Origin of the sequence: Amycolatopsis saalfeldensis (assembly GCF_900110575.1) — a bacterium.
Taxonomy (GTDB): Bacteria; Actinomycetota; Actinomycetes; order Mycobacteriales; family Pseudonocardiaceae; genus Amycolatopsis; species Amycolatopsis saalfeldensis.
Map to the genome: position 1 here is coordinate 134015 of NZ_FOEF01000020.1, position 16120 is coordinate 150134.

The window sequence follows — 16120 nt, forward strand, 5'->3', positions numbered from 1 at the left end:
GGGGTTATGTCCGAACCGCGATGGCTTTCCGACGACGAGCAGCGAGTCTGGCGTGACTTCTCCATGGCCAGCGCCATGCTGCAGGCGCACCTCGAGGGCCAGCTCCAGCACGCGTCGGGCATGCCGCACACCTACTACGAGGTGCTCGTCTCGCTGTCGGAGGCCGAAGACCGCCGGCTCCGAATGAGCGAGCTGGCCGCGGTGCGGCGTTCGTCGCGCAGCCGGCTTTCGCACGCCGTCGCGCGGCTGGAGGCCAAGGGCTGGGTGCGGCGCGAGTCCTGCCCCACGGACAAGCGCGGGGCGTGGGCGGTGCTCACGGACGAGGGCTTCGCCGCGCTGGAGGAGGCCGCGCCGGGTCACGTCGAGGCGGTGCGCGAGAGCCTGTTCGACCCGCTTTCGCCCGCGCAGGTGGCGGCGCTGGGCGAGATCAGCGCCGCGATCCTGGACCGGCTCCGGCCGCGTTGCGCGGCTGCCGAGGCCGCCGAAGAAGCGGCCGGCTTCCTCGCGCCGGTCGTCGAACTGCCGAAATCCGGCTGATCGACCGGCGGGTCGCGGGGCGGGACGTCGGGGTCCGCGGGGCGGGTCGATAGGCTTTCGAGGCCCACCCGCCCCCGAGCCAGGTGCACCAGACGACGAGATGCTCAATATTTTCGCCCGTGCCTCAGTCTCCCGCGTCACCGATCCCATCGGCCGGACGCTGGTCCGGGCCGGACTGACCCCCAACGCGATGACCGTGATCGGCACCGCGGGTGCCGTCGCGTGCGCGCTCGCCTTCTTCCCGCAGGGCCTCCTGCTGTGGGGGACCTTCACCGTGTGGGGGTTCGCCATGCTGGACCTCCTCGACGGCGCCATGGCCAGGGCCCGCGGCTACGGCACCCCCTTCGGCGCCGTGCTCGACGCGACCTGCGACCGGCTGGTGGACGGCGCGCTGTTCGCCGCCATCGCCTGGTGGTGCTTCGTGGTGGACCACAACAACCGGGCCGCGGCCGCCGCGCTGATCTGCCTGGTGCTCGCCCAGGTGATCTCCTACGTCAAGGCCCGGGCCGAGGCGTCCGGGCTGGAGGCCGACGGCGGCCTGATCGAGCGTGCCGAGCGGCTGATCATCGCGCTCGTCGGCACCGGGCTGCACGGCCTCGGCGTGCCGTGGACCGTGGAGATCACCCTCTGGCTGCTCGCCGTGCTGTCGGCGGTCACGCTGATCCAGCGCGCCGCCGCGGTCGCGAAGGCCGCCCGCGCCGTCGCCGCCCGCCAGGCCGCGGAACCGCCTGTGGCGCCGGACGGGCCGCAGGCGCCGCTGGCCGGAGACGTGCGCCCGGGCGGGGCGCAGCCGTGAGCGCGCTGTCCCGGCGGCTCGGCGAGTTCGGTTACGCGGCGGGCTGGAGCCTCACCCGCCGACTGCCGGAATCGCTGGGGGCGATGCTGTTCGGCCTCGGCGCGGACGTCGCCGTGCGCCGGGGCGGCGGCGGGGTGCGCCAGCTGCGCGCCAACCTCGCGCGCGTGGTGCCGCAGGCCGACGAGACCGAACTGGACGAACTGGTCCGCCAGGCCATGCGCTCGTACTCGCGCTACTGGTACGAGACCTTCCGCCTGCCCGCGATGGACCGGGACACGGTGATCGGCAAGGTGGGCGCGAAGATCACCGGCGTCGAGAACATCGACGCCGCGCTGGCCGAGGGGAACGGCGCCGTGTGCGCCCTGCCGCACAGCGGCAACTGGGACGCCGCGGGCGTCTGGATGGCGGACTACCTGGGCAGCTTCACCACCGTGGTCGAGCGGCTGGAGCCGGAGTCGGTGTACCGCCGGTTCGTCTCCTTCCGCGAGTCGCTGGGGTTCGAGATCGTGCCGTTGACCGGTGACAGCGCCGCGATGCGCGTGCTGCTGAAACGGTTGCGGGAGAACAAGGTGGTCTGCCTGGTCGGCGACCGGGACCTGACCGCGAGCGGCCTGCCGGTGAAGTTCTTCGGCGACCGCGCGCGGATGCCGGCCGGCCCGGCGCGGCTCGCGGCCACCACCGGCGCGGCGCTGCTGCCGGTCGGCTCGTGGTTCACCGAGGACGGCTGGCAGATACGGGTGCACCCGCGGATCCGGGTCACCGCCCGCGCGGAGGTGCCGGCGGCCACGCAGGCGCTGGCCGACGTCTTCGCCGGCGACATCGCCGCGCACCCGGCGGACTGGCACATGCTGCAGAAGTTCTGGCTTTCCGACCTCGAGGCGGGCGAAAGCGCCGGTCTCGAAGAAGCAGCGAGCTGAACCGGTGGCGGGGGGCCGGGGACAAGAGCGACCAGAGCACCGGCACGGGCTGAAGATCGGGATCGTCTGCCCGTACTCCTTCGACGTGCCGGGCGGGGTGCAGGGGCACGTGATCGACCTGGCGCGGGCGCTGATCGAGCGCGGACACCGGGTGTCGGTGCTGGCGCCGGCCGACGAGGACGCCGTGCTGCCGGACTTCGTGCACCCGGCCGGGAAAGCGCTCGGCGTCCGCTACAACGGCTCGGTGGCGCGGCTGCAGTTCGGGCCGGTGTCCTACGCCCGGGTGCGCCGGTGGATCCGGGACAACGGCTTCGACGTGCTGCACCTGCACGAGCCGGCCGCGCCGAGCCTGTCCCTGCTGGCGTTGAAGATCGCCGACGGGCCGATCGTCGCGACCTTCCACACGGCGACCACCCGCTCTCGCACGCTCTCGGCGTTCCAGCCGGTGCTGCGGCCGCTGCTGGAGAAGATCACCGCGCGGATCGCGGTGTCCGCGCTGGCCCGCCGGGTCCAGGTGGAGCACGCGGGCGGCGACGCGGTCGAGATCCCGAACGGCGTCGACGCCGAGTTCTTCAGCCGCGCCGTCCCGCTGGAGGGCTACCCGCGTGCGGGCGGCACGGTCGGGTTCGTCGGCCGCTTCACCGAGCCGCGCAAGGGCATGGAGGTGCTGCTGGAGGCGTTGCGGCGGCTGCTGCCGGACTTCGAAGACCTGCGGCTGCTCGTGGTCGGCCGCGGCGAGCCGGACCAGCTGCGCCGGATGGCCGGGCCGCGGCTGTGGCCGCACATCGAGCTGCTGGGCCAGGTGGACGACGCGACGAAGGCGCGCGCCCTGCGCAGCGTCGACGTCTATTGCGCGCCGAACACCGGCGGCGAGAGCTTCGGCATGATCCTCACCGAGGCCATGGCCGCGGGCACCCCGGTGCTGGCCAGCGACCTCGACTCGTTCCGCCGGGTGCTCGACGACGGCACGGCCGGGATGCTCACCGGGACCGCCGATCCCGCGTCGCTCGCCGACGGTCTGCGCGAGCTGCTCGGCGACCCCGCGCGGCGCGCGTCGCTGGCCGCGGCGGCGGGGGAGCGGGTGACCGCGTACGACTGGTCGGTGGTGGTCACGCAGGTGCTGCGCGTGTACGAGACGGCGATCGCCGCCGACCCGCGCCGCGTCGTCGCCGCGGACCGGGAGCTGGCCCGGTGATCGGGACGGGCCGCTCGCTGCCGGGCGCTGTGGTCGCCGGGCGGGCGGTGTTCGGGACGCGGGCAGGGTTGTCGGCGCAGCTGGTGTTCGGGACGCGGGCGGGGTTCCTGGGGCGGCCGGTGTTCGGGACGCGGGCAGGGTTCCCGACGCACGCGGTGCTGCCGGTGCAAGCGGGGTCCCGGATGCGGCCCGAGCCGGGCGCGACTGAGGCGGGCGCATGAGCGTGCTGGCCTGGCTCCTGCCCGTGGTCGCGGCGATTGTGCTGCTGGGCGGGCTTTTCCTGGTGGCGACGGCGAACCGGCTCGACCGCCTGCACGTGCGCACCGATGCGGGCTGGGCGGCGCTCGACGCCGCGCTCGCCCGGCGCGCGGTGGTCGCGCGCGCGGCCGCGGCGCTGCTGGACGGCGACGGCACCGGGCTGCACGCCGCGGCCGAGCGGGCCGAAGGCGCCGCCCGCGCCGACCGGGAGGCCGAGGAGAACGAGCTGACGCTCGTGCTCGCCCGCGTCGACCGGTCCCGGCTGCCCGCGGTGCTGGCCGAGGAGCTGACCGACGCCGAGCACCGCGTCGTCATCGCGCGGCGGGTGCACAACGACGCGGTCCGCGACACCCTGGCGCTGCGCCGCCGCCGGAAGGTGCGGTATTTCAAGCTCGCGGGCACCGCCCCGTTGCCGGAGTACTTCGAGTTCGCCGAACCGGACCTGTAGCGGTGGCAGACTGAAGCCATGACCGCTGAACCGGACGCCTGCGCGGTCGCGCACGGCGAAGCCGAGGACAAGCCGGCCGAGCGGACGCTGGTCGCCGTGTTCGCGTCGCCCGTCTCGCGATACCTGCTGGCGTACGCCGCCGACGCGGGCTACCGCACCGTGCTGTTCGAGCCCGACGCCGCGCGGGCCACCGGTGATTTCGACGTCCGCACCACGCCGCCGGAGCTGGACCGCGGCACCGACGTCGTGGTCACCGACCACCACCGGCCCGAGCTGGGCGAGGTGCTGCGGACCGCGCTGGCCGGAGACGCGCGCTGGATCGGCGTGCTCGGCAACCCGCGTCACCCGGGCCCGCATGTCGAGGCGCTGACCGCGCTCGGCGTGCCCGCGCCGGACATCGCACGGGTGCACCGGCCGGTCGGGCTGAACATCGGCTCGCGCACCCCGCCGGAGATCGCCATCGCCACCTTGGCCGGCCTGCTCGCCGACCGCAACGACCGGCCGGGCGGCTTCGAGTTCTGAAGTTCAGCCCAGGACCGCCGCTCCCTCGGGCATCGGCTCGAAGCGGGCCGGGCGGCGGGTGAAGCTCGCCGTGCCCGAAGACAGTGAGCGCAGGTCGACGGCGTAGCGCAGGAGTTCGGCGGCCGGGACTTCCGCGCGGATCACCGTGAACCCGCCTTCGCCGGCCTCCGTGCCGAGCACCCGGCCACGGCGTGACGACAGGTCGCCCAGCACCGTGCCGAGGTGTTCGTCCGGCAGCGTGACGGCGACCTCGTCCAACGGCTCCAGCAGCGTGACCCCGGCGGCGGCCGCGGCCTCGCGCACGCCGAGCGCGCCGGCGGTCTGGAAGGCGGCGTCGGAGGAGTCGACGCTGTGGGCCTTGCCGTCGACGAGGGTCACGCGCACGTCCACCACCGGGTGCCCGTCGCCGAGCCCGCGCCGCAACTGCGCCCGCACGCCCTTCTCCACGCTCGGGATGAACTGGTGCGGCACGGATCCGCCGACCACCTTGTCGACGAACTCGAAGCCGCCGCCCCGCGGCAGCGGTTCCACCTCGAGGTCGCAGACGGCGAACTGGCCGTGGCCGCCGGACTGCTTGACGTGCCGGCCGTGCCCGCGCGCGGGTTTCGCGAACGTGGCGCGCAGGCTGATCCGCACCGGCTCGGTGCCGACGTCCGCGCCGCCCGCCCGAAGCCGCGAAAGCACCACGTCCGCGTGCGCCTCGCCCATGCACCACAGCACGAGCTGGCCGGTCTCGGCGTTGCGGTCCAGGCGCAGCGTCGGGTCGCCCGCCACGAGCCGGGAAAGGTTGCGCGACAACGTGTCCTCGTCGCTGCGGGTCTTCGCCACGACGGCGACCGGCAGCAGCGGCTCGGGCATCCGCCAGGGTTTCATCACGAGCGGGTCTTCCGGGGACGACACCGTGTCGCCGGTTTCGGCGGAGCCGACCTTGGTCAGCGCGCACAGGTCGCCGGCCACGCAGTACGGCACCTCGCGCAGGTTCGCGCCGAGCGGGGAGTACAGGTGCGCGACGCGCTCGTCGGCGTCGTGGTCCTCGTGGCCGCGCTCGGCGAGCCCGTGGCCGGAGACGTGCACGGCGTTCTCCGGCCGCAGCGTCCCGGAAAAGACGCGGACCAGCGAAACGCGGCCGACGTAGGAGTCGACGGCGGTGCGCACGACCTCCGCGGCGAGCGGTCCCTCCGGGTCGGCCGAAAGCGCGCCGTGCGGGCCGCCGTCGGGCGTGGTCACCTCGGGCAGCCGGTGCTCCAGCGGCGAGGGGAACGCGCGGACGATGCCGTCGAGCACCTCGGCCAGGCCGGTCCCGCTGGTGGCGCAGACCGGGATGACCGGGTGGAACGAGCCGCGCGCGACCGCCGTTTCGAGGTCGGCGATCAGGGTCTCCTCGGCGATCTCCTCGCCGCCGAGGTACCGCTCCATCAGGGTCTCGTCCTCGCTCTCGGCGATGATGCCCTCGATCAGCTCGTTGCGGGCGTCGGCGAGCCCGGCCAGGTCGGCGGCGTCCAGCTCGCCGGCCCGCGGCGGGTGGCCGTCGGAGTAGTCGAAGTACCGCTGGGTGATCAGGCCGGCCAGGCCGTTGCGCGTGGGCAGGTAGAGCGGCAGCACGCCGGCGCCGAACGCGGCCTGGCACGCGGCGATCTCGGCGAGCGCGTCCGCGCGGTGGTGGTCGAGGCGCGAGACGACCACCGCGCGCGGCATGCCGACCGACGCGCACTCCTCCCACACCGCGACCGTGGCGGCGTCGACGCCCTCGGCGGCGCACACCACGAACAGGGCCGCGTCGGCGGCGCGCAGCCCGGCGCGCAGCTCACCCACGAAATCGGCGTACCCCGGGGTGTCGATGAGGTTGATCTTGTACCCCTGGTGCAGGACCGGGGCGACGGACAGGCCGACCGAGCGCTGCTGGCGGACCGCCGCGGGGTCGTGGTCGCAGACCGTGGTCCCGTCGATCACGGTGCCGGCCCGCGGCACGGTGCCCGAAGCGGCCAGCAGGGCCTCGGTGAGCGTGGTCTTCCCCGATCCGGAGGGCCCGACGAGCACGACGTTGCGGACCTTGGCGGGGTCGGCCACAGCGACGGCGGCCCCGGTGTCGGTGCTCCTGCTCTGTTTGTCGGCCATGACGGCTCCTCGGCGAACGGCGGGTGTACGCGATGTGTCCTCGATCACACACCCGCTACCCTGGGCAGGGCAAGGCGAGGCCGGGGGGACCAGCCGTTTGCCCCCCGTCCCGCGCAGGCGTGAGCGCGAGGGGGACCACGATGACGATCAGCAGGCGGACGTTCCTGGTGCTGTCCGGGGCGGCGGCCACCGGGCTCGGCGCGAGACCGGGGCCCGACCTCTGGGAGCAGCTCCGGCGGCGGTTGACCGGGCCGCTGCTGCGTCCCGGCGACGCGGGGTACGAGGACGCGCGCCGCGGCTACTTCACGATCTACGACCACCGTCCCGCCGCGATCGCGGGCTGCGCGCGGGTCGAGGACGTCCAGGCCTGTGTGGACTTCGCGGCCCGGCACGGCCTTCCGCTCGCGGCCCGTTCCGGCGGCCACAGCTACGTCGGGTACTCCACTGTGGACGGTGGGCTGGTGGTGGACCTCGGCCGGCTGGCCGGCGTCGAGGTCCGGCCGGACGGTCGCGCGGTCGTCGGCGCCGGCGCGCGGCTGGGCCCGGTCTACGCGGCACTCGGCGCGGCCGGGCGCGCGCTGCCGGCGGGGACCTGCCCGACTGTCGGCATCGCCGGGCTCACCCTCGGCGGCGGCGTCGGGGTGCTGGGCCGCGCGTACGGGCTGACCTGCGACCACCTCGAGTCCGCGCGAGTGGTGACGGCGGACGGCTGCCTGCGCACCGTTTCGGCGGCCGGCGAGCCGGAGCTGCTGTGGGCGCTGCGCGGCGGGGGCGGCGGCAATTTCGGCATCGTCACCTCGTTCACCTTCCGCACCGTGCCGGCCCCGGACCTGACGTCGTTCAGCTTGCAGTTCCCGCCCGCGGCGGGGGCGGCGCTGTTCGCCGCGTGGCAGGACTGGCAGCCGCGGATGCCCGACGAGCTCTGGTCCGACCTCGGCCTCGGCGCCACGGCGGCGAACTTCGGCGGCTGTTTCGTCGGACCGCGGACCCGGCTGAAGCCGATCCTCGACGACTTCGTCCGGCGGGTGGGGACCGCGCCGATCGCGCGGGAGGAGCCGGAGACGGACTTCCTCGGCGCCATGCGGTACTTCGCCGGCTGCGACGACCTGTCCGGGCCGTCGTGCGGGCCCGGCTGGGGCGGCGGCGGGGGAGCGATCTCGTCCGCCGGCTACGTGGCGACGTCGCGGATGCTCATGCGGCCCGCCGCGGACCCGGCCGCGGTGGTCGCCATGGTGAGCGAGGACCCGGTGAACTACACGATCGTGGACGGCGGTGGCGGCGCGATCGCCCGCGGCGATTCCGCGTTCCCGCACCGGCGGGCGCTCGCGAGTTTCCAGTTCCTGCACGACGTCGCCCCGGCCGGGGAAGCGGCGGCGCGGCGGGAGATCGGTCGCCTGCGCGACGGGCTCGGGCCGGAATTCGGCACCACCGGCTACGTCAACTACCTCGACCCGGAGATGCCCGACTGGGGCCGGGCGTACTACGGCGCGAACCTGCCCCGGCTGCGCGCCGTCGCCCGCCGTTATGACCCGGACGGGTTATTCTCCTTCCCCCAGGCAATAACCCGTTCCTGAGTGTCCACAACGGACCGTCTACACTCGCCGGATTCCCCGCAGCCGAGGAGGTGGCGCGTGCTCGACGTGGCCTGGTCCGTGGACGAGCTCGCGCGGACGCGGCTGGCGTTCTCGCCGTTGTGGGAGATCGTGGCCAGCGCCGGGGTGCTGCGGCACCCGGGGGAGCACGCGCTGCACCTGCCCTGGGTGAAGCAGGCGGCCGCGGCGCTGGACGAGGCCGGGGTGGACGTCACGCCGCTGGCCGACCTGGTGGCGGGCCGGCACGTGCCGCGGTTCCTGGCGCCGGCGCCCGCGTCGCCGGTGCCGGAGCTGGCCGACGAGCTGGCGGACCTGCGCGACGTCCCGGCCCGCGCGGTCCGGCGCGAGCTGGAGCGGATGGACCCGCCGCGGCCGGCCGCGCTCACCCGGCTGCACCGCGACCCGGAGGCCGGGCTGGAGCGGCTGGCGAACCTGATGGAGCGTTACTGGGCGGTGGCACTCGCGCCCGCGTGGCCGCGCATGCGCGCGCTGCTGGAAGGCGATGTCCTGCACCGTTCCCGGCTGCTCGCGGCCGGCGCGGCGCAGGACCTCTTCGCCGACCTGGCGCCCGCCGTCCGGTGGACCGACGGCGGGCTGACCGACGCCGGACGCCGGGTGCACGCGCCGGGCGCGTCGCACGGACGAGGGCTGGTGCTGGCGCCGTCGGTTTTCGTCTGGCCGCGGGTGGTTTCCCGGACGCACGCGGGTTCGCAGCCCGTGCTGCGGTACCCGGCGCGGGGGCTCGCCGGCCTGTGGGAGGCCGGCGGAACGCAGTCGCCCGCCGCGTTGCGCGGGGTTCTCGGGCGCAGCCGCAGCATTTTGCTCGCCGCGCTCGCGACGCCCGCGGACACGGCCGGGCTGGTGCGGCGCACCGGGCTGAAGGCGGCCGTCGTCGCGAAGCACCTGGAGCTGCTGGCGCTCGCCGGGCTGCTCACGACCACCCCGGACGGGATGCACGTCCGCACCGTCGCGGCCGACGAGCTGGTCGCGGCCGGCGGCTGAGCCGTCACGGCACCCCGGCCAGGCGCAGCAGGGCGGCGGTGGCCGCGGCGGCGACCACCACCGCGACGAACGGGGCCTTGCGCCAGGCCAGCACCCCGCCCACCAGCACCCCGGCCGGGCGGGCGATCCCGGCGAACGAGTGGCCCTCGGTCAGCGCGCTGGTGGCGACGAGCGCGGCCAGCAGGACGATCGCGGACAGCGCCATCAGCCGTTCCGCGCGCGGGGACAGCTTCACCCGGGTCCGCAGCACCGGCCCGGCGAAGCGGAACGCGAACGTCCCCGCGCCCAGCACAGCGGCCGCGATGATCAGTTCGACGGAGTCCATCAACGCACCCCCTCGGGTTCACGGGCCTTCGGCTCCTTCGCCGCGGCGCCCGCGACCACACCCACCAAGGCGAACAGCACCGGCAGCCCGGCGGGCAGGAACGGCGTCGCGATCAACGCGGCCACCACGCCGAGCAGCACCGGCAGCCGGGTCGTCCGGTCGCGCAGGGACGGCAGCACCAGGGCCAGCAGCACGGCGGGGAAGGCGGCGTCGAGGCCGAACGCGTCGGTGTCGCTGATCGCCGTGCCCGCGAAGGCGCCCAGCACCACGCCGAGGTTCCAGCACACGAACAGGCCGGCGCCACAGGCCCAGTACGCGGCGCGCTTGCGGCCGGAATCCTTCTGCGCCAACGCGAACGCCACCGATTCGTCGATCATCAGGTGGCTGCCCGCGATGCGGCTCGCCCAGCGGGTGCCGAGCACGTCACCGATCGCGAAGCCGAACGGCACGTGCCGCGCGTTCACCAGCAAGCCGGCGACGACGGCGGCCAGCGGGTTGCCGCCGGCCGCCACGATGCCGACGAACATGAACTGCGACGCGCCGGCGAAGACCAGCAGGGACAACAGCATCGGAGCCCACAACGGGAAGCCGGAGCTCACCGAGATGGCCCCGTAGGAGACGCCCACCAGGGCGTCGGCCAGGCAGACCAGGCCGATGTCCCGGGCGAGGCCCCGGTCGAGTGTTCGCCATATCGAACGCATAGTGCCCTATACTGAACACGACCTCGGCCGTTCGTCAAGGCGAACGAGAAGACTGATGGAGCGAACACACATGTCGCACGACACCGGGAGCGCCCCGCTCGACATCATCGCGACGTCGCTGCGCCGTGAACGCACCCGCGCCGGCCTCTCCCTGACCGAGCTGGCGCGGCTCGCGGGACTGGCGAAATCCACGCTGTCGCAACTGGAATCCGGCTCGGGCAACCCCAGCGTCGAGACGCTGTGGGCCCTCGGCGTCGCGCTCGACGTGCCGTTCTCCCGCCTGGTGGAACCCGAACGGCCCCAGGTCCGCGTGATCCGCGCGGGCAAGGGGCCGACGGTGTTCGCCGAGCACGCCGACTACGCGTGCACGCTGCTCTCGGCGTGCCCGTCTTCGGCCCGCCGGGACATGTACCTGATCCGCGCGGAGCCGGGCACTCCGCGGCGGTCGGACCCGCACATGAACGGCGTGGTCGAGCACATCGTGATCTGCGCCGGCCGCGCCCGCGTCGGCGTGGCCGACGACCCGGTCGAGCTGCTGCCCGGCGACTACATCTCCTACCCCGGCGACGTCCGGCACATCTTCGAAGCGCTGGAGCCGGGCACGTTCGGCGTGGAGATCTCCGAATACTCCTGACCGGTCAGCCGCTGGCGTGGGCGGTGTTGTCGATCCAGTGCCGGGCGAGGCCGATGTCGCCGTCGACGCTGATTCCGGCGGTTTCGCGGTCGGCGAGGGGGAGCCGGCGGGCCAGGACCAGCAGCAGCGATCGTGCCGGGCCGGTCACCGTCACGTCGGCCTGCCGCGTTCCGGGCTGCCACACCGCCCCGTCCGGCCGCCGCTCGACGAACCAGGCCTCCGCGGCGTCGGTGGCCTGCCACCGCAGGGTCTGCCCGGTGCCCCGGATGGCGTGCGCGGACTCGGGCCGCTGCATCGTCCACGTGGGCGAGGTGAGCATCGCGAGGTGGTTGCCGATCAGCGCGGCGGCGATCCCGGCGTCGACGTCGGCCGGGCGGCCCGCCGCGCCGGCCGCGTCGAAGCCGTGGACGACGGCCTCGGTCACCATGCTGGACATCCAGAATCTCGCCCCGGACCGCCCGTCGCCCGCGGCGTTGAACACCGGCGCCTCGAGCGCTTCGTCGGAGCACGCGTTCGCGACTCGCTGCGCGGACTCCGAGAGCCACGCCGGCCACTCGCGGGGATCGGCGGGCGGCTCGGCCATCTCCGTCGGCAGCTGTGCGGGGTCGGTGATGCGCCGCTCGATGATCTCCGCGACCCAGTTCTGGGTCTGGCCCACGTGGGCGACCAGGTCGGTGACGGTCCACTTCGGGGCGGTCGGCACGGCGGCGTCAGGCCCGGCCGCGACGGCCGATTCCGCCAGCCGCCCGGTGTGCTCGACGATCGCGCGCCGGGCGGTTTCCGCGTTCAGCTCAGTGTTCAGTTCAGTCACGGGGAGTGTCCTCGGTGTCGGGGGAGCAGCCTTCGGCCACGCGTCGAACGACGCTAGCCGAAATCGACAGCCCCAGGCACGCAAGAGGGCCCGGCGGGCAGATGTCCACCGGGCCCTCGATCGCCGTGCTGCTACCAGCCGCGCTCGGCGAGGCGGTGCGGCTCGGCCAGCTCCTCGACGTTGATGCCGACCATCGCTTCGCCCAGGCCGCGCGAGACCTTCGCCAGGACGTCCGGGTCGTCGTAGAAGGTGGTCGCCTTGACGATCGCCTCGGCGCGCTGGGCCGGGTTGCCCGACTTGAAGATGCCGGAGCCGACGAACACGCCCTCGGCGCCGAGCTGCATCATCATCGCCGCGTCGGCCGGGGTGGCGATGCCGCCCGCGGTGAACAGCACCACCGGCAGCTTGCCCTGCTGCGCGACCTCCTTGACCAGCTCGTACGGTGCCTGCAGCTCCTTCGCCGCGACGAACAGCTCGTCCTCGGGCAGCGAGCCCAGCTTCCGGATCTCGCCGCGGATCTTGCGCATGTGCGTGGTGGCGTTGGAGACGTCGCCGGTGCCGGCCTCGCCCTTGGAGCGGATCATCGCCGCGCCCTCGGTGATGCGCCGCAGCGCCTCGCCCAGGTTGGTCGCGCCGCAGACGAAGGGCACGGTGAACGCCCACTTGTCGATGTGGTTCGCGTAGTCCGCGGGGGTGAGCACCTCGGACTCGTCGATGTAGTCGACGCCGAGCGACTGCAGCACCTGCGCCTCGACGAAGTGGCCGATCCGGGCCTTCGCCATCACCGGGATCGAGACGGTCTCGATGATGCCGTCGATCAGGTCCGGGTCGCTCATCCGCGCGACGCCGCCCTGCGCGCGGATGTCGGCGGGCACGCGCTCGAGCGCCATCACCGCGACCGCGCCGGCGTCCTCGGCGATCTTGGCCTGCTCGGCGGTGACCACGTCCATGATCACGCCGCCCTTGAGCATCTCCGCCATGCCGCGCTTCACCTTGGCGGTGCCGGTGGCGGACTGGGGTGCGGGGCTGGACTGCTGCTCGGACAACTCGGGGGCCTTTCTCGCGAAGCTCGCTGGACACCTTCGAGGGTAGGTCCGAGGTGGACCGCCGAAGCAGGCCAGTGGACGGGTATCTCGGCAGTCCACTTTCGCGGCCGTCCCGACCAGGGGATCCCTGGCCCGTGGTCCGGGTCACGTCCGGCGGAAACGGCGCTGACCAGCGTCGTCACCGGCGGCGTAGACTGGAGCCAGCCCTTCGCCGGATGGCCGGCAGTGGCCCGTCCGGGTGGTTCTCCCCGGCCGGAAGATCACCTCGTGGGTGGCCACTCGGCGGCAATTTCGGCAGTCCACTTCGGCGATGGCACGTGGCCGGTGCGGTCCGGCGCCCCGGATCCCCGGTCGCGCGGGTGACGGCGCGGCGGCCCCGCCGTCCGGCGTTCTGACCTGGCGGGACGGCCGGCGAGCCGTCCCCCTAAGCTGGGCGGAACGTTTTTCGGGAGGTCGGGTGGCGACAGCTTCGGGGGCGCGGCCGGTGGTCGGCGTGCTCGCCCTGCAGGGTGCCGTGCGTGAGCACGTCGCGATGCTGGAGCGCGCCGGCGCGCGGGCCGTCCCGGTCCGCCGCGCCACCGAGCTGTCCGAAGTGGACGGACTGGTGCTGCCCGGCGGCGAGTCCACCACGATGTCGCGGCTGCTGGAGAGCTTCGAGCTGCTCGAGCCGCTGCGCGCGCGGATCGCGGACGGGATGCCCGCCTTCGGCTCGTGCGCCGGGATGATCCTGCTGGCCCGCCAGGCGCTCGACGGGCGCCCGGACCAGCAGCAGCTCGGCGGGCTCGACGTGGTCGTCCGGCGCAACGCGTTCGGCAGGCAGGTCGACTCGTTCGAGGTGGACCTGGACTTCGCCGGCGTGGCGGGCGGGCCGGTGCACGCCGTGTTCATCCGCGCCCCCTGGGTCGAGAAGGCGGGCGCGGGGGTCGAGGTGCTGGCCACCGTGTCGGCCGGGCTGGTGCCCGAGGACCCGGCGGGCGGCGAGCCGGCGGCTAGGATCGTCGCCGTCCGGCAGGGGGCGGTGCTGGCCACCGCGTTCCACCCGGAGATCACCGGGGACGAGCGCGTGCACCGGTTGTTCGTCGAGCTCGTGCGGGAAGCCTGAGCGGGAATGGCGGCGTCCGGGGCGTGAAGACCGGGCGGACGCGGAACAGATGGAGGAGAGATGAGCGGCCACTCCAAGTGGGCGACGACGAAGCACAAGAAGGCCAACATCGACGCGAAGCGTGGCAAGCTCTTCGCCCGGTTGATCAAGAACATCGAGGTGGCCGCGCGGACCGGCACCGGCGGTGGTGATCCCGAGGGCAACCCCACGCTCTACGACGCCATCCAGAAGGCGAAGAAGAACTCGGTCCCGCAGGACAACATCGAGCGCGCGCGCAAGCGCGGCGGCGGTGAGGAGGCGGGCGGCGCCGACTGGCAGAACATCACGTACGAGGGCTACGGCCCCAACGGCGTGGCGGTGCTGATCGAGTGCCTGACCGACAACAAGAACCGCGCCGCGATGGAGGTCCGAACCGCGCTGACCCGCAACAACGGGTCGCTGGCCGACCCGGGCTCGGTGGCGTACCTGTTCGAGCGCAAGGGCGTGGTGATCATGCCCAAGAGCGGCACCGCCGAGGACGACGTCCTGATGGCGGTCCTCGACGCCGGCGCCGAGGAGGTCAACGACCTCGACGAGAACTTCGAGATCGTCTCCGAGGGCGGCGACCTGGTGCCGGTGCGCAAGGCGCTGCAGGAAGCCGGGTTCGAGTACGAGTCGGCGGAGCTCACCTTCCTGCCCTCGATGACCGTGGAGCTGGACGCCGAGGGCGCGAAGAAGGTCTTCCGGCTGATCGACGCGCTCGAGGATTGCGACGACGTGCAGAACGTCTACGCGAATTTCGACGTGCCGGACGCGGTGATGGCCGAGATCGACTGATTGTGGCTCGGCTGGCGAGGTGTGGAGAACGTCTACGCACGGTGTAGTTTTCCACGTGCCGGACGAGGTCATGGCCGAGATCGACTGATTTCTTTTTCCCGCGAAAAAGCCGCGCGCGCCGTTGTCCGGCACGCGCGGCTTTTTCGTGCCAGGGCAGGGATTCCGCCGGGATCGAACTCGTCGGTAGCCGGATCCCTTGGTGTGCCCGGGAAAATTCGCGCGCGTGGGCCCTGGGCTCAGCCGCGCGGGTACGGCACAATGTGCGCCGTGACGACCCGCACCCCCGCCTCCCCGGCCCCCGTTTCCGAAGAACAGCGCCTGATCGAATGGATCGAAGCCCAGGCGAAGGAACGGGGCAACGCCGTCATCGCGGTTCCCGACGACGACAGCGGGGCCGGCTACAGCTTCACCGCCTGCGCGTGGGCGCTGCACAGCGTGCCGGAGGCCGTGGTCGTCGGCCTGCCCGGCGACATGGGCCCGACGCTGCTCGACGCGTATGTCGACCGCGCGGCCAACGGCGAGATCTTCGAGGTCGGCAAGCGCTACGACGACTTCTTCGAGGGCGGCCAGGTCGTCTTCGAGCGGGTGGCCAAGGGCCACTACCCCGAGTACTTCGGCTCCGCGTTCCTGGTCTACCCCGACGGCGACTTCCCGGCGCTGCAGATCCTCGTCGCCACGCCGGACGGGCAGTTCCCGTGGCACGCCGACGCGCCCGAGGGCTTCGCCCAGTGGCAGCCGGTGCTCACCGAGTCCGGCCTGCCGGAGAGCTGGACCCCGGGCGTCGACGGCCCCTGAGGGCCTTTCACCACGCGCGCAGGTCCTCGGCGGCGGCCGGGAATCGCGCGGCGAGCGTGGCCGCGTCGGCGAACTCCACGCAGTCGTCGGTGTAGGGCGGCACCACCACCGTGCCGAGCAGGCTCCAGCGCCCGAGCGTGACGGTGGCCTGCCAGGTGCCCGCGGGCACGACCACCTGCGGCCGCTGGCCGTTCGCGACCTCGCTGCCGAGCACCGGCCGGGTCACCGATCCGTCCGGGTGCAGCAGGAGCATCCGCGCCGGCGCCCCGGCGTGGTGCACGAACACCTCGGTGCGGTCCAGCCGGTGCGGCGCGGACGATTCCGGCGCCACCAGCAGGTAGTAGATCGCCGAGCCCGCCTCGGACCGCCAGCTCTGCGCGAACCGGCCGCCTTCCACCGGCAGCGGCTCGAGACCCAGGTGACTGATGAATTCCTCCGGCTCCGGCATGGCTTCCATGGTGCCGCAGCCCCGCCCAGTAGCCTGCACCTCGAACGAATGTTCGCGTCC

The 16120-nt window shown here is 73.6% G+C and carries 18 protein-coding genes; 12 read left to right on the top strand and 6 right to left on the bottom strand.

All coding sequences use genetic code 11. The annotated features are described in order from the left end of the window. Positions 1 to 6: 6 nt before the first annotated feature. From BMY97_RS35065 to BMY97_RS35095, 6 genes are all read left to right on the top strand, one after another. Entirely contained in the window at positions 7 to 537 is a 531-nt protein-coding gene (locus BMY97_RS35065; RefSeq protein WP_091625732.1) for a MarR family winged helix-turn-helix transcriptional regulator, read from the top strand. 100 nt (positions 538 to 637) lie between these two features. Further along, a complete protein-coding gene (pgsA, locus tag BMY97_RS35070) occupies positions 638 to 1333 on the top strand; it encodes a phosphatidylinositol phosphate synthase (protein WP_091625735.1) in 696 nt (231 codons plus the stop codon). Next, complete coding sequence (locus BMY97_RS35075; RefSeq protein WP_091625737.1) at positions 1330 to 2250, top strand: phosphatidylinositol mannoside acyltransferase; 921 nt, start codon at positions 1330 to 1332, stop codon at positions 2248 to 2250. Before pgsA ends, BMY97_RS35075 begins: the two co-directional genes overlap by 4 nt. 49 nt (positions 2251 to 2299) lie before the next feature. Beyond that, a complete protein-coding gene (locus BMY97_RS35080; RefSeq protein ID WP_091625940.1) occupies positions 2300 to 3445 on the top strand; it encodes a glycosyltransferase family 4 protein in 1146 nt (381 codons plus the stop codon). 217 nt (positions 3446 to 3662) lie between these two features. Continuing rightward, complete coding sequence (locus BMY97_RS35090; RefSeq protein ID WP_091625742.1) at positions 3663 to 4151, top strand: NUDIX hydrolase; 489 nt, start codon at positions 3663 to 3665, stop codon at positions 4149 to 4151. 18 nt (positions 4152 to 4169) lie between these two features. Beyond that, complete coding sequence (locus BMY97_RS35095) at positions 4170 to 4673, top strand: XdhC family protein (protein WP_091625745.1); 504 nt, start codon at positions 4170 to 4172, stop codon at positions 4671 to 4673. 3 nt (positions 4674 to 4676) lie between these two features. Here the strand turns inward: BMY97_RS35095 and BMY97_RS35100 are convergent, their stop codons facing one another. After that, entirely contained in the window at positions 4677 to 6788 is a 2112-nt protein-coding gene (locus BMY97_RS35100; RefSeq protein ID WP_091625748.1) for an elongation factor G-like protein EF-G2, read from the bottom strand. Between the two features lie 140 nt (positions 6789 to 6928). Between BMY97_RS35100 and BMY97_RS35105 the strand changes: the two genes are divergently transcribed. Together BMY97_RS35105 and BMY97_RS35110 are read left to right on the top strand one after the other, a co-directional pair. After that, positions 6929 to 8362 (top strand): FAD-binding oxidoreductase, encoded by a 1434-nt coding sequence (locus tag BMY97_RS35105; protein WP_091625750.1) that lies wholly within the window; start codon positions 6929 to 6931, stop codon positions 8360 to 8362. Between the two features lie 57 nt (positions 8363 to 8419). After that, the gene (locus tag BMY97_RS35110) at positions 8420 to 9382 is read left to right on the top strand and encodes a DUF5937 family protein (RefSeq protein ID WP_091625753.1); all 963 of its coding nucleotides are present in this window, start codon (positions 8420 to 8422) and stop codon (positions 9380 to 9382) included. 4 nt (positions 9383 to 9386) lie between these two features. On the opposite strand, the gene BMY97_RS35115 is transcribed toward BMY97_RS35110, so the two are convergent. Beyond that, on the bottom strand, positions 9387 to 9707 hold the full coding sequence (locus BMY97_RS35115; protein ID WP_091625756.1) for an AzlD domain-containing protein: 321 nt from the start codon (positions 9705 to 9707) through the stop codon (positions 9387 to 9389). Beyond that, positions 9707 to 10408 (bottom strand): AzlC family ABC transporter permease, encoded by a 702-nt coding sequence (locus BMY97_RS35120; protein ID WP_091625758.1) that lies wholly within the window; start codon positions 10406 to 10408, stop codon positions 9707 to 9709. The genes BMY97_RS35115 and BMY97_RS35120 overlap by 1 nt, the downstream gene beginning before the upstream one ends. 55 nt (positions 10409 to 10463) lie before the next feature. Here BMY97_RS35120 and BMY97_RS35125 point away from each other — a divergent pair, with 55 nt between their 5' ends. Next, positions 10464 to 11042 (top strand): helix-turn-helix domain-containing protein, encoded by a 579-nt coding sequence (locus BMY97_RS35125; protein ID WP_425425370.1) that lies wholly within the window; start codon positions 10464 to 10466, stop codon positions 11040 to 11042. A 4-nt stretch (positions 11043 to 11046) separates the two neighbouring features. On the opposite strand, the gene BMY97_RS35130 is transcribed toward BMY97_RS35125, so the two are convergent. Both BMY97_RS35130 and pdxS read right to left on the bottom strand, forming a co-directional pair. Then, on the bottom strand, positions 11047 to 11853 hold the full coding sequence (locus BMY97_RS35130) for a maleylpyruvate isomerase family mycothiol-dependent enzyme (RefSeq protein ID WP_245787659.1): 807 nt from the start codon (positions 11851 to 11853) through the stop codon (positions 11047 to 11049). A 131-nt stretch (positions 11854 to 11984) separates the two neighbouring features. Further along, complete coding sequence (gene pdxS / locus BMY97_RS35135; RefSeq protein WP_091625763.1) at positions 11985 to 12899, bottom strand: pyridoxal 5'-phosphate synthase lyase subunit PdxS; 915 nt, start codon at positions 12897 to 12899, stop codon at positions 11985 to 11987. Between the two features lie 457 nt (positions 12900 to 13356). Between pdxS and pdxT the strand changes: the two genes are divergently transcribed. From pdxT to BMY97_RS35150, 3 genes are all read left to right on the top strand, one after another. Beyond that, positions 13357 to 14001 carry a pyridoxal 5'-phosphate synthase glutaminase subunit PdxT gene (gene pdxT / locus BMY97_RS35140; RefSeq protein ID WP_281246953.1) on the top strand — a complete coding sequence of 215 codons (645 nt, stop codon included), beginning with the start codon at positions 13357 to 13359 and terminating at the stop codon, positions 13999 to 14001. Positions 14002 to 14061: 60 nt separating this feature from the next. Further along, positions 14062 to 14817 carry a YebC/PmpR family DNA-binding transcriptional regulator gene (locus BMY97_RS35145; RefSeq protein WP_091625766.1) on the top strand — a complete coding sequence of 252 codons (756 nt, stop codon included), beginning with the start codon at positions 14062 to 14064 and terminating at the stop codon, positions 14815 to 14817. A gap of 258 nt (positions 14818 to 15075) precedes the next feature. Next, positions 15076 to 15612 carry a DUF4262 domain-containing protein gene (locus tag BMY97_RS35150; RefSeq protein WP_177231686.1) on the top strand — a complete coding sequence of 179 codons (537 nt, stop codon included), beginning with the start codon at positions 15076 to 15078 and terminating at the stop codon, positions 15610 to 15612. 7 nt (positions 15613 to 15619) lie between these two features. Here BMY97_RS35150 and BMY97_RS35155 read toward each other — a convergent pair whose 3' ends face one another. Then, on the bottom strand, positions 15620 to 16060 hold the full coding sequence (locus tag BMY97_RS35155; protein ID WP_091625950.1) for a cupin domain-containing protein: 441 nt from the start codon (positions 16058 to 16060) through the stop codon (positions 15620 to 15622). Positions 16061 to 16120: the final 60 nt, after the last annotated feature.

What these genes read in the sequence shown, in the direction of transcription:
- BMY97_RS35145 (WP_091625766.1), top strand. Translation starts at nt 14,062, where the DNA reads ATGAGCGGCCACTCCAAGTGGGCGACGACGAAGCACAAGAAGGCCAAC.
- BMY97_RS35115 (WP_091625756.1), bottom strand. Translation starts at nt 9,707, where the DNA reads ATGGACTCCGTCGAACTGATCATCGCGGCCGCTGTGCTGGGCGCGGGG.
- BMY97_RS35155 (WP_091625950.1), bottom strand. Translation starts at nt 16,060, where the DNA reads ATGCCGGAGCCGGAGGAATTCATCAGTCACCTGGGTCTCGAGCCGCTG.
- BMY97_RS35090 (WP_091625742.1), top strand. Translation starts at nt 3,663, where the DNA reads ATGAGCGTGCTGGCCTGGCTCCTGCCCGTGGTCGCGGCGATTGTGCTG.
- BMY97_RS35125 (WP_425425370.1), top strand. Translation starts at nt 10,464, where the DNA reads ATGGAGCGAACACACATGTCGCACGACACCGGGAGCGCCCCGCTCGAC.
- BMY97_RS35065 (WP_091625732.1), top strand. Translation starts at nt 7, where the DNA reads ATGTCCGAACCGCGATGGCTTTCCGACGACGAGCAGCGAGTCTGGCGT.
- pgsA (WP_091625735.1), top strand. Translation starts at nt 638, where the DNA reads ATGCTCAATATTTTCGCCCGTGCCTCAGTCTCCCGCGTCACCGATCCC.
- BMY97_RS35100 (WP_091625748.1), bottom strand. Translation starts at nt 6,788, where the DNA reads ATGGCCGACAAACAGAGCAGGAGCACCGACACCGGGGCCGCCGTCGCT.
- BMY97_RS35150 (WP_177231686.1), top strand. Translation starts at nt 15,076, where the DNA reads ATGTGCGCCGTGACGACCCGCACCCCCGCCTCCCCGGCCCCCGTTTCC.
- BMY97_RS35105 (WP_091625750.1), top strand. Translation starts at nt 6,929, where the DNA reads ATGACGATCAGCAGGCGGACGTTCCTGGTGCTGTCCGGGGCGGCGGCC.
- BMY97_RS35120 (WP_091625758.1), bottom strand. Translation starts at nt 10,408, where the DNA reads ATGCGTTCGATATGGCGAACACTCGACCGGGGCCTCGCCCGGGACATC.
- BMY97_RS35095 (WP_091625745.1), top strand. Translation starts at nt 4,170, where the DNA reads ATGACCGCTGAACCGGACGCCTGCGCGGTCGCGCACGGCGAAGCCGAG.